Source organism: Lysobacter sp. SCRH-1R (genome assembly GCF_057747855.1).
Window position 1 is genome coordinate 1,003,826 of record NZ_CM173227.1, and the last position, 23,333, is coordinate 1,027,158.

Genomic DNA, 23,333 nt, shown 5'->3' on the forward strand with positions numbered 1-23,333 from the left:
CCGTGGCCCGGCGTGCGCGGGGCCATCGCCACGACCGTCCCTGCGGGCGACAATGCGGGCCATGAAGACCCTCGACGCCGCGATGCTCTGGACCCCCGACGGCTGGCGTTCCGACGCCGGCTTCGACATCGACGACCACGGCCGCATCCGCGCGCGGGTGGCCGCCGAACCGACCGGCAGTTCCAGCTGGGTCGTGCCGGGCGTGGCGAACCTGCATTCGCATGCGTTCCAGCGCGCCATGGCGGGCATGGCGGAGCGGCAGACGAACGCCGCCGATTCGTTCTGGACCTGGCGCGAGACCATGTACCGCTTCGCCGCGCGCTTCACGCCGGAGCTGCTGCAGGCGGTGGCGACGCAGCTCTACGCGGAGATGCTGGAAGCCGGCTACACCACGGTGTGCGAATTCCACTACCTGCACCACGCGCCGGACGGCCGCGCCTACGACGATCCGGCCGCGATGTCGCGCGCCTTGATCGCCGCCGCGCGCGAGGCGGGCATCCGCCTGACGCTGTTGCCCGTGCTTTACATGACCGGCGGTTTCGACGGCCGCGCTCTGGGCGAACGCCAGCGCCGCTTCGGCCACGACCTCGACGCCTACCTGCGCCTGATCGACACGCTGTGCGAGGACGCCGGTCCGATGCTGCACGTCGGCTGCGCGCTGCACAGCCTGCGCGCCGTTCCGCCGGATGCGATGCGCGCGGTGCTCGACGCGTTGCCGCCGTCGATGCCGGTGCACATCCACATCGCCGAGCAGGTCGGCGAGGTGCAGGATTGCCTGGCGCTGCGCAATGCGCGGCCGGTCGAATGGCTGCTGGCGAACGCGGACGTCGATGCGCGCTGGACGCTGGTGCACGCGACCCACCTCACGCCCGCGGAAACGCAGGGCGTCGCACGCAGCGGCGCCACGGTGGCGATCTGCCCGACGACGGAAGCCAACCTCGGCGACGGCCTGTTCCCGCTGCGCGATTACCTCGATGCGGGCGGACGCTGGGGCATCGGTTCGGATTCGCACATCTCCGTCTCGCCCGTGGAGGAGTTGCGCTGGCTCGAATACGGCCAGCGCCTGGCCACGCGCCATCGCAACATCGCCGTGCGCGCGGATTCGCCGAGCGTCGGCGAGACGCTGCTGCGCGATGTCGCGCGCAGTGCGCGGCATTCCAGCGGCCATGCGATCGGCGCATTCGCGCCGGACGAATACGCCGATGCGGTGGTGCTGGACACGGATGCGCCGGCGCTGTTCGGCCTGGCGCCGGAGGATGCGATCGATCGCTGGATCTTCAGCGGGAATCGTCCGCTGGTGCGCGACGTGTACGTGGGCGGGCGGCGCGTGGCGGAAGGCGGGCAGCACCGGCAGCGTGGTGAGATCGCGCTGCGGTATCGCGCGGCGATGGCGGAGTTGATGCGCGACTGACGCGATGGCATCCACGCCTTTGCAGCGCGGGTAAGCGAAGCGCCCCGGGGGGCGCGTGACGGCCGCGGATGCGTCAACCCGGGTGCGCTCCGCTTACCCGGGCTACAGGAGCTCACTTCGCAGCGACGTTCAGCCGAACAGATCCACCGTCGCCGGCAACGCGCCTTCCATCCGCAACAGGAATTCCTTCGTCGGCAATCCACCGCCGAAACCGGTCAGGCTGCCGTCGCTGCCGATCACGCGATGGCAGGGCAGCACCAGCGGCAACGGATTGCGGCCGTTCGCCGCACCCACCGCGCGCATCGCCGACGGCTTGCCGACGCGCTGCGCGAGTTGCGCGTAGCTGATCGTCTCGCCGTACGGAATCGTCGCGAGCGTGCGCCACACGTCCAACTGGAACGCCGTCCCGCGTGGCGCGAGCGGCAGTTCGAAGTCGCGCCGTCCGCCTTCGAAATACTCGTGCAGCTGCGCGGCCGTTTCGCGGATGACCTCGCATTCGCGCGGCTCCCACGAGTCGCAATGCGACATCGGATGGCGCGGGTTCTGGAATTCGATCAGGTGCAGGCCATCGTCGCTGGCGGCGAGCAGCAGCGGGCCGACCGGGCTGGGCATATGCGCGTAGCGGATCATGCGGTCGCATCCACGACGCCGCCGCGCACGGCGCCGCGCTTCGCCCGTGCGGGTTTCTCCGCACGCATCGCGGGCGCAGGCACCGAATCGCGCCAGAGATGGATCACCGCATAACCGCGCCACGGCCGCCACTGTTCCGCACGCGCCGCCAGCGCCTTCGCGGTCATGCGCGTGCCATCTGCGGGCAAGGCCTTCTGCAGCACCAGGTCCTCGACGGGGAACGCGTCCGGATGCCCCAGCGCACGCAGCGCGATGTACTGCGCCGTCCACGGCCCGATGCCGGGCAGCGAGACCCATCGCGACACGAAATCCTCCAGTGTGCGCTCGGCGCGGAAATCCACGCGGCCTTCGAGCAGCGCCCGCGCCACGCCGCGCACGGTCTGCGCGCGCGAACGGATCAGGCCGATGGATTCCAGCTCGGCATCGACCAGCGCCTCGGGCGTCGGGAACAGGTGCGCGAGGCCTTCCGCGAACGGCTGCGGCAACGCCTGTCCGTATTTCTGCGCGAGGCGCGAGGCGAGCGTGCGCGCCGCGGCGACGCTGACCTGCTGGCCGATGATCGCGCGCACGGCGATCTCGAAGCCGTCCCAGCCGCTGGGCAGGCGCAATCCGGGGCGCTGCGCCAGCAGCGGCGCCAGTCGCGCATCGCCCGACAGCGTCTCGGCGATCGCCTGCGGATCGGCGTCCAGGTCGAACATGCGGCGCAGGCGCTGGACGATCTCCAGCAATCGCGACGATGCCGGCCCGTGCAGTTCGAGTTTCAGGGCGTGCTCGCCGCCCGGCCATGCGCTCACGCGCAGCCAGCCGGGGCGTTCGATCGGACCGATCACGCGCGCGTAGCTGCGATCGTCCACGACCTCCACGCCGGGCAGCGCACGGCCGCGCAGGAAATCCAGCATCGCGGCGAAGTCGTACGGCGGCCGGTAACCGAGCCGCAGCGTGAGCACGTCGCCGGCGTCGCGCGCCTCGCGCCGGCTCTTGCGCAGATCGCGCGGCGCCATCCGGTAGGCGGTGCGGAATGCGTCGTTGAAGCGGCGCAGGCTGGCGAAGCCGGACGCGAGCGCGACCTGCGTGATCGGCAGGTCGGTTTCGGTCAGCAACTGCTTGGCGAACAGCAACCGGCGCGTGCCGTGCACGCCCATCGGCGCGACGCCGACGCGTTCGACGAACAGGCGGCGCAGCTGGCGCTCGCCGACGCCCACGCGCTGCGCCAGCGCCGCCAGCGGCTGTTCGGCCAGCGCGCCGTCGTCGATCAGCTTCAACGCGCGCGCCAGGGCCGCGTCGCCGCGCCGCCAGCTGCCGTCGTCGGGCGAAAGCTCCGGCCGGCAGCGCAGGCACGGGCGATATCCGGCGGCTTCGGCCGCCGCGGCGTGGCGGAAATACACCACGCGCTTGGCGGTCGTCGCCGGGCAGACCGGACGGCAGTAGATGCGCGTGCTGAGCACGGCGGTGAAGAACAGCCCGTCGAAGCGCGGATCGCGCGTGCGGCGGGCCTGTTCGCACACCTGGAAGGCGGGCAGGGCGTCGGCGTGGATGTGGTCGGAGGCGGGCATGGGGTCAGGCTAGCACCGTCGGGCGGGGCGAACTGGCCGGATTCGGACATGCACGTGGACGGCTCCGGCCCCGCAAATCCGGCCCGCCCAAATTCAGATGCATCTGATTCCGGCGCGCCGGTCGCGCTACCCAGAATGCGGGCCTCTTCGAACAGGCCATAACCATGACAGCTCTGATTGACCGCATCGGTAAAACCTACGATGAAGTGCCATACACCTCCGCCGCCTTCGCCGGCAGCGCGCCGGAGCACCTGCGCGCGGTGGCGCACCTGTTCGGACTGGAGGCGCCCGTGCCCGGGCGCGCGCGCGTGCTCGAACTGGGCTGCGCGGCCGGCGGCAACCTGATCCCGTTCGCGGTGCGTCACCCGGAGGCCGACGTGGTCGGCATCGACCTCTCGCCGGTGCAGATCGACGCCGGCCGCCGCATCGTCGAAGCGATGGGCCTGTCGAACGTCCGCCTGATCCAGGGGAGCCTCGCCGACCTCGATCCGGCGCTGGGCAAGTTCGACTACATCGTCTGCCACGGCGTCTACAGCTGGGTGCCGGACGACGTGCGCGCGGCGATCCTGCGCGTGTGCAACGAGTTCCTCGCGCCTGACGGCATCGCGTACGTCAGCTACAACACGTATCCGGGCTGGAAGGCGAAGGAGATCGTGCGCGACGCGATGCTGCTGCGCGGCGGCGATCGCGCCAGCGCGCAGGAACAGCTGGCCTACGCGCGCGGGATGATCGAGTTCCTGCACGAGCAGGCGGCGCAGGGCAGCGTGCTGTCCACCGTCATGAAGGAACACATCGACCTGATCCGGGGCGGCGAGGACTTCTACCTCAGCCACGAGTACCTGGAGCTGTGCAACGCGCCCTGCTATTTCCGCGATTTCGTGGCCGGTGCGCGCGCGCAGGGGCTGGAATACCTCGGCGATGCGACGATCGCCTCGATGTTCGCCAGCAACTACGGCGCCACCGCGGCACCGGCGCTGCTGGCCGAATGCGGCGGCGACCAGGTCGTGCTGGAACAGCTGATGGATTTCCTGCAGAACCGCACGTTCCGCCAGACCCTGCTGGTGCATGCCGACCGCGCCGCGCGGATCCGCTACCAGCTCGATCCCGAACGCATCGTCCGCCTGCACGTCGCCGGCCGCTACGTGCGCGACGAGGCCGACGCCAACGGCGCCGACCGCTGGACCTACATCGGCGGCGCCACCGTCACCACGTCTTCGCCGGTGACGCGCGCGGTGATCGAACGCCTCAACGCCGCATGGCCGGCGACCGTGCCGGTGGCCGAACTGCTGGCCGATTTCACGATGGAAGACGCCGCCCGCGCGCTCGACCTGGTCACCAACCTTCTCATCGGCAATGCCGTGCGTTTCCGCAGCGAACCGGTGGTGGCGGGCGCGTTGTCCGGGCGCCCGTTCGCGCGTGCGCCGCTCCGTGCGCTGGCCGCGGCCGGTGCGCAGCCGATGGCGCTGTTCAACGAATGGCACCAGTCGGTGCAACCGGGCCCGCTCGAGCGCTTCGTGTTGCCGCTGCTGGGCGGCAACGTCGACGTCGAGGCGATGGTGGACGCCGTGCTGCAGGCGGTGGCGCAGGACGGGCTCGCCGTCATGCGCGATGGCCAGCCGCTGGAGGATGCCGATGAAGTCGCCGCGTCGGTGCGCAGGCAGGTGGATGCGGCGCTGGAGTCGCTGAAGCTCAACGCCATGCTGGCGACGCCGCCGGCGCAGGCGACCGAGGTCGCGAAGCCGGCCGCGAAGGCCGCGACGAAACCGGCCGCGAAGAGCATCGAGAAGGAAGCGGCGAAGCCCGCCAAACCGGCGGCGAAGGCCAAGCCGCCGAAGGCCGAAGCCTCGGCCGAAAAGCCGGCGAAGCCGCGCGGTAAGTAAACCACTGGCGACGTCCACGCGGCCCATCGCCGCGTGGACGCGCACTCAGCGCCCGCGCAACGCGGGCAGCAGCGGCGCGACGTCGCCGTCGTTCGGCGCGGCTTCGATATCGAGCAGTCGCGCCAGCAGCGGATACACGTCCACGTTGTCGAACGCCGGCAGCCGCATGTCCGGCACGAACGACGGCCCGCGTGCGACGAACAGCGCACGCATCGACGGCAGCGCCGGATCGTAGCCGTGCGAACCGCGCGTCGCCTCCGGCGAACGCCTGGCGAGTTTCTGCGGATACAGCGCGTCCCAGCCTTCGTGCATCTGGCACACGATCGGCGGTACGCGCGGGTTCGTCCCGTAATGCCAGCGCGCCGGCAATTCCTCGCGCCTGTAGCAATCGTAGTGCGCGTGAGCGCCAAGCAGCCGTGCTTCGGCCTCGCGCTCGCGGCCGGGCAGCGGTTGCACGCCGATCGACTGGCCATCCGACACCACCGTCGCGATCGACGGCGCGATCATCTGCTCCACGCCGATCGCGCGACCCGGACCGACCTTCGCCATGCCGTGGTCGGAAACGACGACCAGGTCCGTCGAGTCCAGCAGCCCGCGTGCGTCCAGCCCGTCGCGCAGCCGGCCGATCACCGCATCGAGTTCGCCGAGCGTGCGGCGCACCTGCGGCGAGTCGGGGCCGTGGTCGTGGCCGGCCTTGTCGAGCTGTTCGAAATACACCGTGACCAGGCGCGGGCGCTGCGCGGGCGGCGCGTCGAGCCAGACGAGCACGTCGTCGATGCGGCGCGCCGGCGACACCGTGTCGTTGTAGGCGACCCACTGGCTCGGACGGATGCCGCCGATCGGCGCGCTGCTGCCCGGCCACGCCCAGCTCGCGCTGCGCACGCCCTGTTTCTCGGCGGTGACCCAGATCGGTTCGCCGCCCCACCAGCGGCTGTCGTCCACGGCGCTGCGGTCGGCCACCGCGAAATCGCCGATGTCCGCATCGCTCATGCGGTTGTGGATCACGCCATGCCGGTCGGGGCGCAGGCCGGTCGCCAGCGTGTAGTGGTTCGGGAAGGTGAGCGAGGGGTACGACGGGTTCATCCACTCCGCCCGCACGCCTTCGTCGGCGAGGCGCACGAGATTCGGCGTGGCGTCCTTCGACAGGTAATCGGCGCGGAACGCGTCGATGGAAACCAGCACCACGGTGCGCGGCGCCGCTTGAGCGGGGCGCGGAGCGTGGGTGCTGCAGGCGGACAGGACGAAACAGGCGGCGACGGCCGCGGCACGAAGGAAAGGCATCGGCCGATGATAGCGAGCGTGTGTTGCGGCATGACTTTAGTCGCTGGCGCCGCCGCGCCGCCTTGCCAATAGTGGCCGCAATCCAGTGGCCGCAAGCCGGCGACGTCCGCCGGCACCGGAGCCCGCCATGCGCCAGCCTGCCGTGATCCGCCTGTCCGCCGCCGTGTTGCTCGCCCTGTCCGCCGCGGCATTCGCGCAGACCGCGCCGAAGCCCGAGCCGGCGCGCATGAGTTCCGCCGAATGCGAGGTCTGGGCGCGCGAGCTGAGCTTCGCGCAATCGGTCGCCGATCACGACGCGGCGGCGTTCGCTTCGCACATCGACGCCAACGCCGCGTTCGGCGCGAGCCAGGCGCAGCCCACGCGCGGACGCGAGGCGATCGCCAGGCGCTGGGCCGGCATCGTCGAAGGCAAGCGGTTCAGGCTGTCGTGGTATCCGACCCGGACCACGATCGGCGCGGCCGGCGGGGACGGCGTCGCGAACGTGGCCTGGTCGAGCGGGCCGTCGCTGTTCGAGGACCTGGACCCGAAGACGACGCAGCGTTTCCGCATCGGCGCCTTCCATTCGGTCTGGCACCGGGGTGCCGACGGCGTCTGGCGCGTGCTGTTCGACGACGGCATCGACCCGCGTCCGGCCACGGAGGCCGAGGCGGCGGCTTTCCGCGAGGGCCGCCAGGTGGCGTGCCCACAAGCCTGACGACGGCCTAAATCCGGTCGTTTCCGCTCACTTTCCGCTTGGGATGGTGGGCGTATGGTGGAGGTACGGCGATGACGCCGTTCCATGCCAGGTGACGTCATGAACTCCAGCAACCGCAATCGCAGCCCGGCGATCGCCGCGCTCGCGGTCGTGCTCGGCATGTGCGCCTTCGGTGCGACCGCGCAGACGGCGGTCGACGCCCAGGCCCAGGCCCAGGTGCAGGCGGCCCCCACGCAGGTCGACGCGGCCGTGTCGGCCGACGCGCAGGCCGCATCCGACCCGCCCGCGAAGGAGCGCAACTCCAACGTCGGCTGCGTCAAGAACACCGGCACCAACATCCGCCCGCGCGATCCGAAGACCGGCAAGGCGCTGTGCATCGGCCCGGGCCGCAGCTAGAGCCGCGAGCAGATCGACCGCACCGGCGAGACCGACCTGGCCGACGCGCTGCGCCGACTCGACCCGTCGGTGCGCTGATCGCATGAAGCGTTCGATGCGCGCATGGCGATCCGTGCCGGCCCTCGCGCTGGCGCTGGCCGTCGTGCCGGCGCTGGCGCAGCAGCCGCCGGTCAACACGCTGCAACCGCCGCCGCGCATGGCGCCGATCTCGCCGTCCTCGCAGCCGCGTTTGCCGCGCGGGGTGGACAGCTCGCGCGACACCTCGTTGCAGACCTTGAACCGCCAGCTCGATGCGTCGAGCCGCCGCGTGCAGGTAGACACACTGCGCAGCCAGATCGACCGCCAGGACCGCCTGATGGAAGCCGACCGCGCACAGACCGACGCCCGCCGCGCCGCCGCGGCGACGCCCGCCGACTCGGCGCGCATCCTGCAGGATTACCAGGCCCGCCGCGCCACGCACGAAGCCTGGCGCGCGGGCAAGGAAGCGCAGGCACAGCGGCTGGAAACGATCGAGATCCCGCCTCCGCCGCCGGTGAACGAGCTGAAGCCGGCGATCGAGCCGCGGCGTTGAGTTCCCGCGTGCGAGTGGATGGGCGGAAGGTGGGTCATCCGTCATCCCGGCGAAGGCCGGGATCCGGCCCGTACCCCCCGGGCACTCCCGCTGGGGCAAATCACCTCACCGTCGTTCCAGCTTTGGGGACCGCTTGTCAGCCTGGATCCCGGCCTTCGCCGGAATGACGGATGTCACGACAACGATCGGGCGTCCCTGTATCGCCGCCGCACACGTCACTCACCCCACCAACCCCCGCAACAACCGCTGCAACGACGCCTCGTAATACCGGCGAAACGCAACCTCGTCGAAGTTGAACCGCCCCGCGCGATACAGCGCGATCAGTCCGTGCGTGTGCGCCCACAGCGTCACCGCCACGTCCCACACGTCGTCCTCGCGCAGCACGCCCGCGCGCATCGCGTCCTCCACCGCATCGGCGACCACGTTCAGCGTGGGGGAACGGCGCGCGTGGAAATCCTCGGGAAAACGCCGTGCATCCGTGCGCGCGGTGGAGAACGCGTGGTCGAACAGATGCGGATGCGCGAGTGCGTAATCCAGATAGATCCGCTGCACCGCGAGCAGGCGTTCGAGCACGTCGCCGCCGCGCGCACGCGCATGCCAGTGCCGGGCGATCGCATCGAAGCTGTCGTCGCCGATGCGCTTGAGCAGCGCCTCGCGATTGGGAAAATGCCGATAGATCGCCATCGGCGTCACGCCGACCGCCGTCGCCACCCGCCGCATGCTCACGCCCGCCGCGCCCTCGCGTTCGAACAGCGTGCGCGCGGCGCGCAGGATGCGATCGGCGGTGTGCTCGGACGGGGTGCGGCGACGGCTCATGTGTACAGCGTATACAAAACGGTCGCGGCAGACGGGAATTCGCCCCGAATCGCCGCCCCGCAGGCCCGACGGCGCTTCCGGCCGCAAGGCGCGGCGCGATAATTCCGGAGCCTGTTCCGCGCGTCGCGATCGCGATGCCCAGCCGACGGAGTTGTCCGATGTCGACCCGCAAAGATCCTTCCCGCGTCATCCGTGCCCCGCGTGGCACCGAGAAATCCTGCAAGTCGTGGCTCACCGAGGCCGCGTACCGGATGATCCAGAACAACCTCGACGCCGAAGTCGCCGAAAGCCCGACGGACCTCGTCGTGTACGGCGGCATCGGCCGTGCCGCGCGCGACTGGGAAAGCTTCGACGCGATCCTTGAATCGCTGCGCGAACTCGACGACAACGAAACGCTGCTCGTGCAGTCCGGCAAGCCCGTCGGCATCTTCCCGACGCATCCCGATGCACCGCGCGTGCTGCTCGCCAACTCGAACCTCGTGCCGCACTGGGCGACGTGGGAACACTTCAACGAGCTCGATAAAAAGGGCCTGATGATGTACGGCCAGATGACGGCCGGATCGTGGATCTACATCGGTTCGCAGGGCATCGTGCAGGGCACGTACGAAACCTTCGTCGAGATGGGCCGCCAGCATTACGGCGGGAACCTCACCGGCAAGTGGATCCTCACCGCGGGCCTGGGCGGCATGGGCGGCGCGCAGCCGCTGGCCGCGTCGCTGGCCGGTGCGTGCTCGCTCAACATCGAATGCCAGCAGAGCCGCATCGACATGCGCCTGCGCACGCGCTACGTCGACGAACAGGCCGCCGACCTCGACGACGCGCTCGCGCGCATCGAGAAGTACACGGAAAGCGGCGAGGCGAAGTCGATCGCGCTGCTCGGCAATGCGGCGGAAATCCTGCCGGAACTCGTGCGTCGCGGCGTGCGCCCGGATGCGGTCACCGACCAGACCTCCGCGCACGATCCGGTGCACGGCTACCTGCCGATCGGCTGGACGGTCGAGCAGTGGCAGCGCATGCAGACCGAGGATCCGGCGCGGGTGCGCGACGCGGCGAAGAAGTCGATGCGCGTGCACGTCGAGGCGATGCTCGCCTTCGAGGACATGGGCATTCCGGTGTTCGACTACGGCAACAACATCCGCCAGATGGCGAAGGACGAAGGCTGCCAGAACGCCTTCGATTTCCCGGGTTTCGTGCCGGCGTACGTGCGCCCGCTGTTTTGCCGCGGCGTCGGCCCGTTCCGCTGGGTCGCGCTGAGCGGCGATCCGGAGGACATCTACAGGACGGACGCGAAGGTGAAGGAGCTCATTCCGGATGATGCGCACCTGCACCGCTGGCTCGACATGGCGAAGGAGCGCATCAGCTTCCAGGGCCTGCCCGCGCGCATCTGCTGGGTCGGCCTGGGCCTGCGCCACAAGCTGGGCCTGGCGTTCAACGAGATGGTGCGCAATGGCGAGCTGAAGGCACCGGTCGTCATCGGCCGCGATCACCTCGACAGCGGCAGCGTCGCCTCGCCGAACCGCGAAACCGAAGCGATGCGCGACGGTTCCGATGCCGTGTCCGACTGGCCGCTGCTCAACGCGATGCTCAACGTCGCCGGCGGCGCGACGTGGGTGTCGCTGCATCACGGCGGCGGCGTCGGCATGGGCTATTCGCAGCATTCCGGCGTGGTGATCGTGTGCGATGGCAGCGAGGAAGCCGACAGGCGCATCGCGCGCGTGTTGTGGAACGATCCCGGCACCGGCGTCATGCGCCATGCCGACGCGGGCTACGACATCGCGAAGCAGTGCGCGAAGGAGCAGGGATTGAAGCTGCCGATGGTGTGATCGTCGGCGAGCTGTGGCGCTGATGCGACGAACGGCCCGGGAAACCGGGCCGTTCGCGTTCGTGGGGGCGCTAACATCGGGCGTCCATCGGTACGGAGGTCCGCGCCATGCATCGCAGGGAATTCCTCGGCACCGTGGCGGCATCGGCGTTCGCGATGGCATTGCCGGCGTGCAGCGGTCGCGGTGCAGCGGGCGGCGACGCCACGGTCATGACGGTGCGCGGACCGATCGACGCCGATGCGATGGGCGTGACGCTCGCGCACGAACACCTCTACGCCGACCTGCGCCCCCATGCCGAACAGGCCGCAACGCCTTTGCCGCCTGACGCGAATGCCGTCGTCGCGACGTTGCTGCCGCACCTTCGCGCACTGCGCGAGGCGGGCTGTCGCACGCTGGTCGATTGCACGGCGACCACGCTGGGTCGCGATGCGGCCTTGATCCGGCGTCTTTCCGAAGCGAGCGGATTGCACATGCTGACCGTCACCGGCGCCTATCTCGCCGCCGGCGGTCGTTTCATCCCGCCTTATGCGATGCGCGAAACCGATGCGCAACTCGCCTCGCGCTGGACCCGCGAATGGCGCGAGGGCATCGACGGCACCGGCGTGCGTCCAGGACTGATCAAACTCGGCATCGAGAACGACCCGCTCACCGAACTCGACCGCAAGGTCCTGCGCGCAGCGGCACGCACGCACCTGGAAACCGGGCTGGTGATTGCCGCCCACACCGGTCCGTGGGGCGAGGTGGAGCCCGGTCGCAACGCGCGATGCGCCTTCGCCCAGCTTGAAACGCTGGACGCCGCCGGGCTCGCTCCGTCGGCCTGGATCTGGGTGCATGCGCAGAACGAGGTCATGGGGGAGCACCACGTGCAGGCGGCGAGGCGCGGGGCGTGGGTATCGTTCGACGGCTTCCGCCCCGGTCAGGAAAGCCAATACCTCGCAATGCTCGGGCGCATGCGCGAGGCCGGGCTGCTCGAACACGTACTGATTTCGCAGGACGCCGGCTGGTACAACGCGGGCCAGCCGGGCGGCGGCGAGTTCAAGCCTTACGATCCGCTGTTCACCGTGTTGGTGCCGGCACTACGCGGCGCCGGATTCGACGAGGACGCGATCGCGACCCTGCTGGTCCGCAATCCGGCGCGTGCCTTCGCCATCGGCGTGCGGAAACGGGCGTGATGTGCCGCAGTGCGCATCACGAAGATTCATGCGGATGTCGATCGGGAGCGGCCCCGTTCGTCGTTTAACATCTCCGCAAACGAGAATGGACGCCCCGATGAGCACCGAACCGCAGTCCCCCACGGCCGCGATGCCGGCCGATGCCACGCATTCCCTCTGGTCCGAACTCCGCGACGCGATCCGCGGCACCAACGCCGACTACACGAAGATCCCGCTGCGCCGCGCGGTGTTCCTGCTCGCGGTGCCGATGGTGCTGGAGCTGGTGCTCGAATCGACCTTCGCGGTCGTCGACATCTGGTTCGTCGCGAAACTCGGGCCTTCGGCGGTGGCGACGGTCGGTCTGACCGAAACCTACCTCTTCTTGCTGTATTCCATCGCGATGGGCCTGGCGATGTCGGTCACGGCGATCGTCGCGCGGCGCATCGGCGAGAACCGGCGCGAGGACGCGGCGATCAGCGCGGTGCAGGCGATCCTCATCGCGTTGCTGGTGTCGGTGCCGTTCGCGGTGGTCGGCATCGTGTGGGCGAAGGACCTGCTGCGGCTGATGGGCGCCGATGCGTGGAGCATCGAGCACGGGTATCGCTACACGCAGTGGATGCTCGGCGGAAACGCGATCATCATGCTGCTGTTCGTGATCAACGCGATCTTCCGCGGCGCCGGCGATGCGGCGATCGCGATGCGCGTGCTGTGGCTGGCGAACGGATTGAACATCGTGCTGTGCCCGCTGCTGATCTTCGGCTTCGGGCCGGTGCCGGCGCTGGGCATCGAAGGCGCGGCGATCGCGACCAACATCGGCCGCGGCGCCGGCGTCGCGCTGCAGCTGTACGTGCTGTTCCATGGCGGCAAGCACATCCGCGTGGCGTGGTCGCAGATCGCGGTACAGGGCGCGGTGCTTTGGAACATCGTGCGCACCTCGCTGGGCGGCATCGGCCAGATGATCGTGTCGATGACCTCGTGGATATTCCTGATGCGCATCCTGTCGAGCATGGGCAGCGAGGCGGTGGCCGGCGCGACCATCGCCATCCGCATCATGATGTTCACGCTGATGCCGGCGTGGGGCATGTCGAACGCGGCGGCGACGCTGGTTGGCCAGAACCTCGGCGCGCAGCAGCCCGAACGCGCGGAAGCGGCGGTGTGGCGCATCGGCTGGTACAACATGGCCTTCACGATGGCGATCTCGGTGGTGTTCTTCTTCTTCCACCACGATCTCATCGCGCTGTTCACCAGCGACGCCAAAGTGATCGACGTCGGCGGCGAATGGCTGCAGATCCTGTCGTACTCGTACTTCGTCTACGGCTGGTGGATGGTGTCGGTGCAGGCGTTCAACGGCGCAGGCGATACGGTGACGCCGACCAAGATCAACGTGGTGTTCTTCTGGCTGATCCAGATCCCGCTGGCGTACGCGCTGGCGGTGTCGATGGGCTGGCAGGAACTGGGCGTGTTCTGGGCGGTATTCGTGTCCGAAACCTCGGTGGGCCTGTTCACGCTGTGGCTGTTCTCGCGCGGAACGTGGAAGACGGTCAAGGTGTAACGGCATGACGAACGACGACGTGCTCGACAACCCGATCTGGGAAGCGCTGCGCAGCCGGCATCGCGATCTCGCTCTCGCGCGCGGCGAAGTGGCGCGCTACCCCGCGCAGGTCGCGCCGTTCCTCGGCGTGCCGCGCGAAGGCGTGGACGTGTCCGATGCGCTGGCGGCGCTGATCGAGCCGGGCGAGACGACGCTCGTGCTCGACCGGATGCCGCGGGTGCCGCCGGGCTTCGAGGCGAAGAAGCTCGCGATGCTGGCGCAGATGGTGTGCACGCAGCCGGTGGAACGTGTCGATGGGCCGGAGATCGTCGAGCTCGACGAATCGCACCGGCAGGACGTGCTGGCGCTGACCGCGCTCGTGTACCCGCATTACTTCCGCCCGTACACGATGCGGCTGGGACGGTACTTCGGCATCTACCAGGAAGGACGACTGGCCGCGATCATCGGCGAACGCATGGGCATGGATGGCTGGCAGGAAATCAGCGCGGTGTGCACGCATCCGGATTTCCTCGGCCGCGGTTACGCGCGCCAGCTGCTGGCGATGCTGGGCAACGACAACCTCGCGCGCGGGCGAACGCCTTTCCTGCACGTCGCGCACGAGAACTCGCGCGCGAAGGAGTTGTACCTGCGTTGCGGTTACACGTTGCGGCGCGACATCGCGTTCTTCTCGCTGCGGCGCGGGGATTGACGCATCGCGGACGGTGTCACGCGTCTGTCACGAAATTGCAGCATCGTGGCGCGATCGAAGCCCGGGATCCGCCGATGAAGTTCACGCTCCTGTCCGCCCTGGCGCTGGCCTTCGCGACGCTGTCGCCGGGCGCGTTCGCGCAGTCGTCCTACGTCGGCATCGAGGAGCGATTGACGCCGGAGCAGCTGCGATCGGTGGGGCTCACCCGCGAGCAGATCGAACAGCTCGATCGCATGCTGCGCGAGGCGCACGAGCGGCAGGGGGCTTCGGCGGTTGCGAATGCGTCGGTGCCTTCGGTGGCGAACGACGCCGGCGCCGCGCGTGGCGACGATGACGGCCGCGACGAGACCACGCTCATCGGCTTCAGCGACAAGCCCATCGAGAGCCGGCTGAAGGGTTCCGTGAGCGGATGGGAACCCGGCACCGTGTTCGAACTGGAAAACGGGCAGCGCTGGAAGGTGCTCAAGGGCGCGCTGAAACTGCCCGCGACGCTGGAGTCGCCCGAGATCGTCGTCGTGCCGGGCATCGCCGGGCGCTGGTTCCTCCAGGTGGTCGAGGAGTTGCCGAAGGCGCGGGTGTATCGCATCGATTGATGCATGGGTACCTGAAACACACGCCTTTGTAGCCCGGGTAAGGCGAAGCCGCACCCGGGGCGCGTTCCGGCAGTGAGCCTCACGAGCGGGTTTTCCCTTCCGCCGGCGGCAGCGACTGCAGATACGTCCACACTGCGCGCAGCTCCACCTCCTGCATCGCACTGTAGGACTTCCACGGCATCATGCGGTGCAGATGGCGACCATCGGGGCGCTGGCCGGTGCGCATCAGGCGCATGAAATCGGCTTCATTCCACGCCTGCAATCCGTTCGCATGCGGGGTGAGGTTGGCCGACGGCGGCGTGCCGGGTTCGAGCACGAAACCGCCCGCGAAGTCGTTGCCGTGGCAGCCGGTGCACACCTGCGCCACGTACTTTCCGTAAGCGACGCTCACCATCGCCGGTGGCGCGCGGCGTTCGCGCGGCGTGTGGTCGACGCGTTCGGCCGGCACCAGCGGGAATTTCCCGAACATGTAGAGCACGCGCCCGAGCGGACGCACCTGCGTGAGCCCCGGATCCGCGTCCACCGCCGGCAGCGTGCGCAGGTAGGCGAGGACCGACGCGATGTCGTGGTCGTCCATGTCGGTGTAGTCGCCGGTGGGCATGATCATCAGCGGCGTGCCGTCGGGACGCACGCCATGGCGGATCGCCGCGGCGAGGCGGTCGTCGGTCCAGGCTTCGTCGCGAACGCTGCGCGTGAGGTTGCTCGGCACGATGCGCACCACGTGCGGCGCATCGATCAGCAGCTTTCCCGCGCCGTCGGCACCGTGGCAGTCGGCGCAGCCACGCGTCGCGTAGAGATGGCGGCCGTGTTCGAGCGAGGCGGACCCCATCGCGTCGGCGATCGGCGGGTCCTGCACGGCCCAGGTGCGCGACAACGCGCGTTCGCTCAGCGCCCAGGCGGTGGCGAACACGCCGCCCACCAGCACCGCAATCACTACCACGCTCCACCCCAGCCATTTCGCGACACGCCGCATTGCCCTGCACTCCGGTGATGTGAACACCGGATACGGGAAGCGGACGCGGGGGAGGACATCGCGGGCCGGGCAGACCGGGTGAATGCGTGTTTCCGGGGCGCAAGCGGAAGACATCCGCCCCGACCACGACCGTACCGACGAACGGAGCCGCCCCGCCGATCACCGAATCGTGAATCCCGCAGCCCTTCACGGACCGCCACGCCGGCCTCTGACACGCTGTCGGCCGCCCGCAGGCGCGCCGCTCCGGCGTGTCGCGAAGGTCCGGGAGCGTACGCATGGAGCTCGCACGACTGGCAGTGACCGGCGTCCTGGCCGCGATGCTCGCGGCCTGCGGCGGCGGTGGGGGATCCGACGGCAACGAACAGATTCCCGGCGCGCCGACGGACGATCCGCCGACCTTCACCTCGGCCGCCGCGGCGACCGTGCCGGAAGGCACCGCGGGCGTCTTCTACACGGCGACGGCGAACGACCCCGAAGGCAGGCCCGTGTCGTATTCGCTGGGCGGCGGCGCGGACCAGGCGCGCTTCATCCTCAGCGCGGCCGGCGCGCTGCAGTTCCTTTCGCCGCCGGATTTCGAGGCGCCCACCGACGCCAATGCCGACAACGTCTACCTCGTCTCGATCACCGCGAGCGACGGCGCCAGGACGGCCACGCTTCCGTTGAGCGTCACCGTCACCGACGTCACCGGCGCGCAGCTGCGCGTGCGGCGCGTGGTGTCGGGCATGGACTTCCCGACCTTCCTCGCCCCCGTGCCGGACGCGACCGGCCGCGTGTTCGTGGTCGAACGCGCCGGGCGCATCCGCATCCTCACGCCGGCGACGGGTGCGATCGCGGCGACGCCCTTCCTCGACCTGACCGGGCAGGTGTCCACCGATGGCGAGCGCGGCCTGCTCGGCTTCGCGACGGCGCCGGACTTCGCCACCAGCGGACGCTTCTACGTTTACCTGACGGTGCTCGATGGCACGATCGAACTGCGCCGCTACGACACGCTGTCGAACAATCGCGACCAGGCCGACGCCGCCAGCGGCGACACGATCCTGCGCATCGCGCACCCGCGCAGCAACCACAACGGCGGCTGGATCGGCTACGGTCCGGACGGGATGCTCTACGTCGGCGTGGGCGATGGCGGCGGCGAAGGCGATCCCGACAACAACGCACAGGACCGCGCGTCGCTGCTCGGCAAGATGCTGCGCATCGACCCGGCGACCGATGACTTCCCGAGCGATCCCGCGCGCGATTACGCGATTCCCGACGGCAATCCCTTCACCGCGCCGGATGCGCCGGAAGTGTGGGCGTACGGATTGCGCAATCCGTTCCGCAACAGTTTCGATCCGCTCACCGGCCACCTGTACATCGGCGACGTGGGGCAGGGCGCGGTGGAGGAGATCGACCTGGCGCGCTCGGGCGAAGCCGGGGTCAATTTCGGCTGGCCGATCATGGAAGGCACGCAGCCGTTCCGCGGCGGTTCCACCACCGGGCTCACCGCGCCGATCGCCGAATACCTGCACGGCAGCGGTCCGCGCGAGGGCGACTCGGTCACCGGCGGCGTGGTGTATCGCGGGCCGCTGGAATCGCTGCGCGGCGAGTACCTGTTCGGCGATTTCGTGCAGCCGAACCTGTGGTCGATCCAGACCGGCGTGATCCAGCAGGGCACGACGATTCCGTCCTCGCGCTTCCAGCTGCGCAACGCGGATTTCGCGCCGGACGCGGGCGTGATCGACAACGTCGTCGCCTTCGGCACGGACTCGGCGAACAACGTGTACATCGTCGATTTCGACGGCGAGATCTTCGTGATCGAACCAGTGCCGGGCACGGGCGGCGTGTTGTCGGTATCGCAACCGGCACCGGCGGCGACGTCGCAACCGGAGCCCGCGATGTCGCGCGAGCAGATGGTGCGCCGCGCGCGCGAGGCGCTGCTCGAAAGCCTGCGACGGCGCTGACAGGGTCACGATTGCGCCCCTCGCGAGCGGGCAGGCCCGCAACGTCGTGTCGAAGAGACCTGACCGTGCGGCACATCCGCCCGCGCCCGCCACCCACTACCATCGCGTGACTTACCACGGCAGGAGGCAGGTCATGCGGATGGCAGGCGGTTGGGGCAGTGCGGCGGTGTTGGGGCTGGCGGTGGCGATGCCCGCCATCGCGGCGGAAGGAATGGCGAACGACGAGGTCATGGCGATGGCCGACGAAATGGTCGCGCTGTCGCTCCAGTACGATCCCACGCCGGCGTATTACGAGATCCTCCCGCTCAAGCGCCACGACTACCTGCCGCGCAATTCGGCCGCCGACCACGCGCGGCTGGACGAACGCGAGGACGCGTTGTGGACGCGGTTGCAGGCGGTGGATCGCGATGAACTCGACGATCGCGGCGCGCAGCTCGCCTACGCGCAGCTGCGCGAGATCCTCGAAACCAACCGCGCGCTGCGCATCTGTCGCGCCGAGCAGTGGAACGTGAACCACATGTTCGGCTGGCACACCGCGTTCACCGATCTGGCCGACCGCCAGCCCGTCGCCACCGCCGACGAACGCCAGCAGGCGCTGGCGCGCTGGCGCACGCTGCCGGCGTACGTCGATCACGAGATCGCCAACCTGCGCGCCGGCATCAAGGGCGGCTACACCGCGCCCAAGGCGGTGGTGGCGCGCGTGGTGAAGCAGCTCGACGGCATGGTCGATCTGGAGCCGCGCAAGTCGCCGTATTTCGCGCCGGGCGAAAAGGCGAAGGACGAGGCGTTCGCGAAGGCGTTCGAGGTGGTCGTCGCGCAGCAGGTCCAGCCCGCGCTGCGTCGCTATCGCGATTTCCTGGTGAACGAATACCAGGGCGCGGCGCGCGAGACGATCGCCCTGTCCGCGTTGCCCGATGGAGCGCAGTGCTACCAGGCGATGCTGCGGTCGTACACGACGATCGACCGTTCGCCGCGCGCCGTGTACGAACTGGGGCAGCGCACCGTTGCCGACAATCTCGCCTACGTGCAGACGCTGAGCCGGGAGATGTTCGGCACCACGGAACTGGACGCCATCGTCAGGCGCGTGGACGAAGCGCCGGACAACCGCTTCGCTTCGGCGGACGATCAGCTGCGGTTCTCGCGCGGCCTGCTCGAATCGGCGCGCACGAAGAGCGCGAAGTATTTCGCGACGATGCCCGTGCAGCCGGCCGTCGTCGAACCGCTCAAACCCGAGCAGCGCGGCACCGGCGTGAGCTCGCATTACGAGCCCGATCCGGACGACCGCAAGCCGGGCGTGTATCGCATCAACCTGGATCATCCGGACGCGGATCGTCGCGGCGCGGCGGAAATCACCCTCGTGCACGAAACCTGGCCGGGGCATCACCTGCAACTCGCGCTGGCGCGCGGCCTGGGCAAGCGCCATCCGCTGTCGGCGCTGGCGTTCAATTCGGCCTATGCCGAGGGCTGGGCGCGCTATTCCGAGGCGCTGAGCGAGGAAGCCGGCATCTACACCACGCCCTACGCGCGGATCACCCGTCGCCTGTGGCCGGCGCGCGGCATGGTGGTGGATCCGGGCATCCACGTGTTCGGCTGGACGCGCGAGCAGGCGGTGAAGTTCATGGCCGAGAGCGGCCGGTTCCCGCCGGAAACCTCCGCGGACATGGTCGATCGCATCGCCGCGATGCCGGGACAGCTCACGGCCTACGATTCGGGCGGGCTGGAGATCGTCGCGCTGCGCAGGGAAGCGGAAGCGGCGCTGGGCGATCGCTTCGACCTCAGGCAGTTCCACGAGCGCGTGCTCGGCGACGGCGTGGTGCCGCTGGCGTTCCTGCGCGAGCGCGTGCAGGCGTGGATCGCGGAACGCGAGGCCGCATCGAGCGGGAAGTGACGCCGTGACGAGGATGCGGGAGCGTCGCGGGAACGGCGCTCCCGCGCTGCACGCGCCGGTGCGGAACCGGTTCGCCGATCTGCGACGCCGGAAAGAATCGCGTGCGGCATTGATGAATGCGCGCGATGAGCCCGCTTCGTCGGGCATCGTGGGCCGGCGCCGCGCGCGGTCCGCGCAGAGTCAGCACGCACGCCGTAAGCTGTGGTTTCGTCTTTCGCGGTACGCCCGTTCAGGCGCACGCCGCCCCAGCTTCGAGTCTTTTCCCGCATGTCCCTCCGTGCCGTCGCCCTGCTGTCGCTCTGCCTCGCCACCATCGCCTGCCAGCGTCCGTCCGAACCGGTGACGCACGGCATGGTGATCGAGGAGAACGTCGGCCCGCAGGACGGCGGCGCGATCAGCACCGCGCCGGTGAAGGTGGTGCCGGTCGAGCCGGAAACCCGCCAGCGGATCCTGCGACCGCGTGCGGCGGCGCGCCCTGAACCCGTGGCCGAGCCGCGCAAGCGCTGGGATGGGCCACTCGAGCTGACCGCCGGCGCGGCGTCGATCAGTTGCGAGCTCGATTACGCGCAGCAGGGCGATGGCGAGGTGCTGGCGAAGTTCGACCGCGAGGGCCTGGAGGCCGCGCTGAAGCCGTGCGAGGACGCCGGCGTGGCGCGCCTTCGCTACAAGGGCAAGATCACCGGCGAATTCGGCACCCTGGTGGAGCGCGTCACCGACGTCGCCGACGAACTGGACATCCACAAGCGCGTGCTCGACATCGACTCGGCCGGCGGCCAGGTCGAGGACGCGATCCAGGTGGGCGATTTCATCGCCGAATCGCGCTGGACGATCTGGGTGCGCGAAGGCGCGATCTGCCACAGCGCCTGCGTGTTCATCCTCGGCGCGGGCGACACGCGGATGATCGCGGGGCAGGTGGGCATCCACCGCATCATCCGCATGAGTTCCACGGCGACCACGCGCGCGCAGCTCAACGCCGAACTGCGCGTGGTCTACGACCGCGTGCGCGAGTACCTGGAGCGCAACGGCGCGGCGACCGCCGTGGCCGACCTGATGATGGCGGTGCCGAACCGCAGCCTGCGCCTGCTCACGACCGAGGAACTGGAGCTCTACGGCCTGGACGGCGTGAACCCGGCGCAGGACGACCTCGACCGGCTGCGCCTGATGCGCAAGTGCGGCGAGGATTTCGTCAGCCGCCGCGATTCGTTCGTGCGCGCGTTCGACAAGCGCTGCAAGACGCCGGACACCGATCTGGATGCGCTGAACGACTGCGGATTGAAGCTGCGCACGGATTACGGCTTCCCCGACAAGGCGTGCCCGGCGGAAAGCCCGCTCTCGGAATTCGACAGGGATACCGCGGCACTGGAACCGCCGAAGGGCGCTGCGCGGAGCGTGTCGAAGGCGGGCGAGGGGAAGCGGGACGGGGATAGCTGAGGGGTGTTGCGGCGCGGTCACTTCCTCGCCGGTGGCTTATCTGCCAGCGGAGTGCCCGTGCGTTGCGGGCCTGGATCCCGGCTTTCGCCGGGATGACGATCCCGTCGGGACGACGGTGTTCTCGGACGGCGATGTTCTTCGTAACCCAGGTAAGCCAAGCGCACCCGGGTTTGAGAGTCGAGCCCGCCACCGGACTACAACGACAACAACATCACCCCCGGAACTTCCCGGGCTCCGGCAAGCCCACCGGCACGCCGTGGTCGTCGCAGTCGCCGACCTTGCACAGCTCCTCGCGCAACGCGGGCATCGACTGCAGGAGGAAGTGGAAGATCGTGTTCTGTTCGACGCTGCCGCGCACCGCTTCGCTGCCCGGACCGCGCGCCCAGATGCCGACATCGTCGCCGCCGTGCGTTTCGCTCCCGGTGGGCACCAGTGCTTCCTGCAGGTAATCGGGGTCCTGGGTGTCGACGTTGCGGAGGTCCGGGCGGCCGTGCTTCGGGATCTGCACACCGCTGGGCGAGTGCAGGAAACGCTTCGGGCCTTCCGGCTGCTGCGCGCCGCCGCCGACGTAACCGGGGCCATTGCTGTAGCTGAGCGTGGTGTACGGCAGGCCGAGCTGGTCGAGCGCGTACTCGCCGAAGCCGCCGTCCTCGCCGCTGCTGCCGCGCACCTTGTCCAGGATCGGATTGCCGCGCGTGGGATAGCCGACGAAGCTCAGCGTGTGCGAGTGGTCGGCGGTGACCAGGATCAGCGTGTCCTGCGCCGAGGTCGCATCCACCGCGGCCTGCACCGCTTCGCTCAGCGCGATGGTGTCGGTGAGCGCGCGGTAGGCGTTGCCGTAGTGGTGGGCATGGTCGATGCGACCGCCTTCGACCAGCAGCACGAAGCCCTTGTCGTTCTGCCGCAGGCGGGCGATGGCGGCGCGCGTCATCTCGGCCAGCGTCGGCTCGCCCGCGCCATCGCGCGGACGATCGGCGGAGAACTGCATGTGGTCGGGTTCGAACAGGCCCAGCAGCGGGCCGCTCGACGGCGCATCGATCAGCTGCTGCGCGTTCCACACATAGGTGCCGCCGGGATGGCGCTGTTTCCACTGCGCGATGAGGTCGCGGCCGTCGAGGCGTTCGCCGACCTTGTCGTCGTACTCGGGATCGCGTTCGGACACCGCCATGAAGTTCTTGCGACCGCCGCCCATCAACACGTCGGGACCGTGGCCGAACGGCGTTTCCACCAGCTGGCGCGCGATGTCGACGCAGCCGGCAGCGCGCGCCTGGTCGCTCAGTTCGGTGTCGTTTTCCCAGTTGCGCTCGGCGGAATGGGTGAACGTCGCGCCCGGCGTCGCGTGGGTCACGCGCGTGGTGGTGACCACGCCGGTGGCGAAGCCGCGGCTGGCCGCGATCTCCCACAGCGTGAGCATCGGCGCGGCCTGCGCGCCGGCGCAGTCGCCGCGCCGCGGCTGCTGGGCGACGCTGAGAACGCCCGCGCGCGTCTTCACGCCGGTGGCCATCGCACTCATCGTGCCGGCCGAGTCGGGCGTCTGCGAATCGGTGTTGTAGGTCCGGCTCAACGCCGTGGCCGGGAAATTTTCCCAGCTCAGGCGATTCTCCTCGCCCGGGCCGCCCTTGCGCTGGCCGTCGAGGATGCGCGCGGCGGCGACGGTCGTCAGGCTCATGCCGTCGCCGACGAACAGGATCACGTTCTTCGCGCGTCCGCCCATCGCGCCGCGCCGGGCGGCCTGCGCGGCGCCGTCGCGGAACCACCACTGCGGGGTCTCGTCGGCCGGATGGCGGATGGACGGGACGTCGACGTCCACTGCGTTGGGCTTTGCCGGATCGGTCGTCGTGCCGCCGGTGGCGCAGGCGGTGGCGAGCAGGGTGGTGGCGAAGGCGAGGGCGGCGTGCTTCAAGCGGATCTGGGACAGTCGGTGCATCGAGGGGCGTCGTGGAAAGGCGAACCGCAATTATGGGCCGCGTTATTGCAGCCACGGGACACCGGCGTTGCATTCGCGGGGTCGTCACCCCCTTCGGGGTCCGCTATCGTGCCAAGCCGACAGTTTGGGTAAAGA

The 23,333-nt window shown here is 69.5% G+C and carries 19 protein-coding genes; 13 read left to right on the plus strand and 6 right to left on the minus strand.

The features are described 5' to 3' along the window. Nucleotides 1-61 precede the first annotated feature (61 nt). Entirely contained in the window at nt 62-1,411 is a 1,350-nt protein-coding gene (locus AC3ANK_RS04645; RefSeq protein WP_484172235.1) for a formimidoylglutamate deiminase, read from the plus strand. Nucleotides 1,412-1,540: 129 nt separating this feature from the next. On the opposite strand, the gene AC3ANK_RS04650 is transcribed toward AC3ANK_RS04645, so the two are convergent. Both AC3ANK_RS04650 and AC3ANK_RS04655 read right to left on the minus strand, forming a co-directional pair. Then, nucleotides 1,541-2,041 carry a methylated-DNA--[protein]-cysteine S-methyltransferase gene (locus AC3ANK_RS04650; RefSeq protein ID WP_484172236.1) on the minus strand — a complete coding sequence of 167 codons (501 nt, stop codon included), beginning with the start codon at nt 2,039-2,041 and terminating at the stop codon, nt 1,541-1,543. Continuing rightward, nucleotides 2,038-3,594 (minus strand): DNA-3-methyladenine glycosylase 2 family protein, encoded by a 1,557-nt coding sequence (locus AC3ANK_RS04655; RefSeq protein WP_484172237.1) that lies wholly within the window; start codon nt 3,592-3,594, stop codon nt 2,038-2,040. Before AC3ANK_RS04655 ends, AC3ANK_RS04650 begins: the two co-directional genes overlap by 4 nt. A gap of 164 nt (nt 3,595-3,758) precedes the next feature. Between AC3ANK_RS04655 and AC3ANK_RS04660 the strand changes: the two genes are divergently transcribed. Next, nucleotides 3,759-5,474 (plus strand): methyltransferase regulatory domain-containing protein, encoded by a 1,716-nt coding sequence (locus AC3ANK_RS04660; protein ID WP_484172238.1) that lies wholly within the window; start codon nt 3,759-3,761, stop codon nt 5,472-5,474. Between the two features lie 45 nt (nt 5,475-5,519). On the opposite strand, the gene AC3ANK_RS04665 is transcribed toward AC3ANK_RS04660, so the two are convergent. Then, nucleotides 5,520-6,755, minus strand: a complete 1,236-nt coding sequence (locus tag AC3ANK_RS04665) for an alkaline phosphatase family protein (RefSeq protein ID WP_484172239.1) — start codon at nt 6,753-6,755, stop codon at nt 5,520-5,522. A 127-nt stretch (nt 6,756-6,882) separates the two neighbouring features. On the opposite strand from AC3ANK_RS04665, the gene AC3ANK_RS04670 reads away from it, so the two are divergent. The 3 genes from AC3ANK_RS04670 to AC3ANK_RS04680 all read left to right on the plus strand — a co-directional run bounded on the left by AC3ANK_RS04670 (nt 6,883) and on the right by AC3ANK_RS04680 (nt 8,416). Then, nucleotides 6,883-7,449, plus strand: coding sequence for a YybH family protein (locus AC3ANK_RS04670; protein ID WP_484172240.1), 567 nt, complete (start codon nt 6,883-6,885; stop codon nt 7,447-7,449). 99 nt (nt 7,450-7,548) lie between these two features. Continuing rightward, nucleotides 7,549-7,845 (plus strand): hypothetical protein, encoded by a 297-nt coding sequence (locus AC3ANK_RS04675; RefSeq protein WP_484172241.1) that lies wholly within the window; start codon nt 7,549-7,551, stop codon nt 7,843-7,845. Between the two features lie 94 nt (nt 7,846-7,939). Beyond that, the gene (locus AC3ANK_RS04680) at nt 7,940-8,416 is read left to right on the plus strand and encodes a hypothetical protein (protein ID WP_206859753.1); all 477 of its coding nucleotides are present in this window, start codon (nt 7,940-7,942) and stop codon (nt 8,414-8,416) included. A 219-nt stretch (nt 8,417-8,635) separates the two neighbouring features. Here the strand turns inward: AC3ANK_RS04680 and AC3ANK_RS04685 are convergent, their stop codons facing one another. After that, a complete protein-coding gene (locus AC3ANK_RS04685; RefSeq protein ID WP_206859752.1) occupies nt 8,636-9,232 on the minus strand; it encodes a TetR/AcrR family transcriptional regulator in 597 nt (198 codons plus the stop codon). 158 nt (nt 9,233-9,390) lie between these two features. Here AC3ANK_RS04685 and hutU point away from each other — a divergent pair, with 158 nt between their 5' ends. From hutU to AC3ANK_RS04710, 5 genes are all read left to right on the plus strand, one after another. Then, nucleotides 9,391-11,055, plus strand: a complete 1,665-nt coding sequence (hutU, locus tag AC3ANK_RS04690) for a urocanate hydratase (protein WP_484172242.1) — start codon at nt 9,391-9,393, stop codon at nt 11,053-11,055. 107 nt (nt 11,056-11,162) lie between these two features. Continuing rightward, nucleotides 11,163-12,227 carry a phosphotriesterase family protein gene (locus tag AC3ANK_RS04695; RefSeq protein ID WP_484172243.1) on the plus strand — a complete coding sequence of 355 codons (1,065 nt, stop codon included), beginning with the start codon at nt 11,163-11,165 and terminating at the stop codon, nt 12,225-12,227. 97 nt (nt 12,228-12,324) lie between these two features. Beyond that, nucleotides 12,325-13,758, plus strand: coding sequence for an MATE family efflux transporter (locus tag AC3ANK_RS04700; protein WP_206859749.1), 1,434 nt, complete (start codon nt 12,325-12,327; stop codon nt 13,756-13,758). A gap of 4 nt (nt 13,759-13,762) precedes the next feature. After that, complete coding sequence (locus tag AC3ANK_RS04705) at nt 13,763-14,446, plus strand: GNAT family N-acetyltransferase (RefSeq protein WP_484172244.1); 684 nt, start codon at nt 13,763-13,765, stop codon at nt 14,444-14,446. 74 nt (nt 14,447-14,520) lie between these two features. After that, on the plus strand, nt 14,521-15,039 hold the full coding sequence (locus tag AC3ANK_RS04710) for a hypothetical protein (protein WP_484172245.1): 519 nt from the start codon (nt 14,521-14,523) through the stop codon (nt 15,037-15,039). A 79-nt stretch (nt 15,040-15,118) separates the two neighbouring features. Here the strand turns inward: AC3ANK_RS04710 and AC3ANK_RS04715 are convergent, their stop codons facing one another. Then, nucleotides 15,119-16,012: a c-type cytochrome gene (locus AC3ANK_RS04715; RefSeq protein WP_484172246.1), complete on the minus strand. Its 894-nt coding sequence runs from the start codon at nt 16,010-16,012 to the stop codon at nt 15,119-15,121. A gap of 275 nt (nt 16,013-16,287) precedes the next feature. Between AC3ANK_RS04715 and AC3ANK_RS04720 the strand changes: the two genes are divergently transcribed. The 3 genes from AC3ANK_RS04720 to AC3ANK_RS04730 all read left to right on the plus strand — a co-directional run bounded on the left by AC3ANK_RS04720 (nt 16,288) and on the right by AC3ANK_RS04730 (nt 21,271). Then, entirely contained in the window at nt 16,288-17,952 is a 1,665-nt protein-coding gene (locus tag AC3ANK_RS04720; protein ID WP_484172247.1) for a PQQ-dependent sugar dehydrogenase, read from the plus strand. 133 nt (nt 17,953-18,085) lie between these two features. Continuing rightward, entirely contained in the window at nt 18,086-19,840 is a 1,755-nt protein-coding gene (locus AC3ANK_RS04725) for a DUF885 domain-containing protein (RefSeq protein WP_484172248.1), read from the plus strand. A 267-nt stretch (nt 19,841-20,107) separates the two neighbouring features. After that, nucleotides 20,108-21,271 carry a COG3904 family protein gene (locus AC3ANK_RS04730; protein ID WP_206859743.1) on the plus strand — a complete coding sequence of 388 codons (1,164 nt, stop codon included), beginning with the start codon at nt 20,108-20,110 and terminating at the stop codon, nt 21,269-21,271. A gap of 211 nt (nt 21,272-21,482) precedes the next feature. Here AC3ANK_RS04730 and AC3ANK_RS04735 read toward each other — a convergent pair whose 3' ends face one another. Next, the gene (locus tag AC3ANK_RS04735) at nt 21,483-23,198 is read right to left on the minus strand and encodes an alkaline phosphatase (protein ID WP_484172249.1); all 1,716 of its coding nucleotides are present in this window, start codon (nt 23,196-23,198) and stop codon (nt 21,483-21,485) included. Between the last annotated feature and the right edge of the window lie 135 nt (nt 23,199-23,333).

Bases quoted from the DNA above. Each gene is read 5' to 3' on its own strand.
- AC3ANK_RS04645 (WP_484172235.1), top strand. From the start codon at position 62: ATGAAGACCCTCGACGCCGCGATGCTCTGGACCCCCGACGGCTGGCGT.
- AC3ANK_RS04670 (WP_484172240.1), top strand. From the start codon at position 6,883: ATGCGCCAGCCTGCCGTGATCCGCCTGTCCGCCGCCGTGTTGCTCGCC.
- AC3ANK_RS04675 (WP_484172241.1), top strand. From the start codon at position 7,549: ATGAACTCCAGCAACCGCAATCGCAGCCCGGCGATCGCCGCGCTCGCG.
- AC3ANK_RS04685 (WP_206859752.1), bottom strand. From the start codon at position 9,232: ATGAGCCGTCGCCGCACCCCGTCCGAGCACACCGCCGATCGCATCCTG.
- AC3ANK_RS04710 (WP_484172245.1), top strand. From the start codon at position 14,521: ATGAAGTTCACGCTCCTGTCCGCCCTGGCGCTGGCCTTCGCGACGCTG.
- AC3ANK_RS04705 (WP_484172244.1), top strand. From the start codon at position 13,763: ATGACGAACGACGACGTGCTCGACAACCCGATCTGGGAAGCGCTGCGC.
- AC3ANK_RS04735 (WP_484172249.1), bottom strand. From the start codon at position 23,198: ATGCACCGACTGTCCCAGATCCGCTTGAAGCACGCCGCCCTCGCCTTC.
- AC3ANK_RS04695 (WP_484172243.1), top strand. From the start codon at position 11,163: ATGCATCGCAGGGAATTCCTCGGCACCGTGGCGGCATCGGCGTTCGCG.
- AC3ANK_RS04650 (WP_484172236.1), bottom strand. From the start codon at position 2,041: ATGATCCGCTACGCGCATATGCCCAGCCCGGTCGGCCCGCTGCTGCTC.
- AC3ANK_RS04665 (WP_484172239.1), bottom strand. From the start codon at position 6,755: ATGCCTTTCCTTCGTGCCGCGGCCGTCGCCGCCTGTTTCGTCCTGTCC.
- AC3ANK_RS04730 (WP_206859743.1), top strand. From the start codon at position 20,108: ATGTCCCTCCGTGCCGTCGCCCTGCTGTCGCTCTGCCTCGCCACCATC.
- AC3ANK_RS04680 (WP_206859753.1), top strand. From the start codon at position 7,940: ATGCGCGCATGGCGATCCGTGCCGGCCCTCGCGCTGGCGCTGGCCGTC.
- AC3ANK_RS04700 (WP_206859749.1), top strand. From the start codon at position 12,325: ATGAGCACCGAACCGCAGTCCCCCACGGCCGCGATGCCGGCCGATGCC.
- AC3ANK_RS04715 (WP_484172246.1), bottom strand. From the start codon at position 16,012: ATGCGGCGTGTCGCGAAATGGCTGGGGTGGAGCGTGGTAGTGATTGCG.
- AC3ANK_RS04655 (WP_484172237.1), bottom strand. From the start codon at position 3,594: ATGCCCGCCTCCGACCACATCCACGCCGACGCCCTGCCCGCCTTCCAG.
- AC3ANK_RS04660 (WP_484172238.1), top strand. From the start codon at position 3,759: ATGACAGCTCTGATTGACCGCATCGGTAAAACCTACGATGAAGTGCCA.
- AC3ANK_RS04720 (WP_484172247.1), top strand. From the start codon at position 16,288: ATGGAGCTCGCACGACTGGCAGTGACCGGCGTCCTGGCCGCGATGCTC.
- AC3ANK_RS04725 (WP_484172248.1), top strand. From the start codon at position 18,086: ATGCGGATGGCAGGCGGTTGGGGCAGTGCGGCGGTGTTGGGGCTGGCG.
- hutU (WP_484172242.1), top strand. From the start codon at position 9,391: ATGTCGACCCGCAAAGATCCTTCCCGCGTCATCCGTGCCCCGCGTGGC.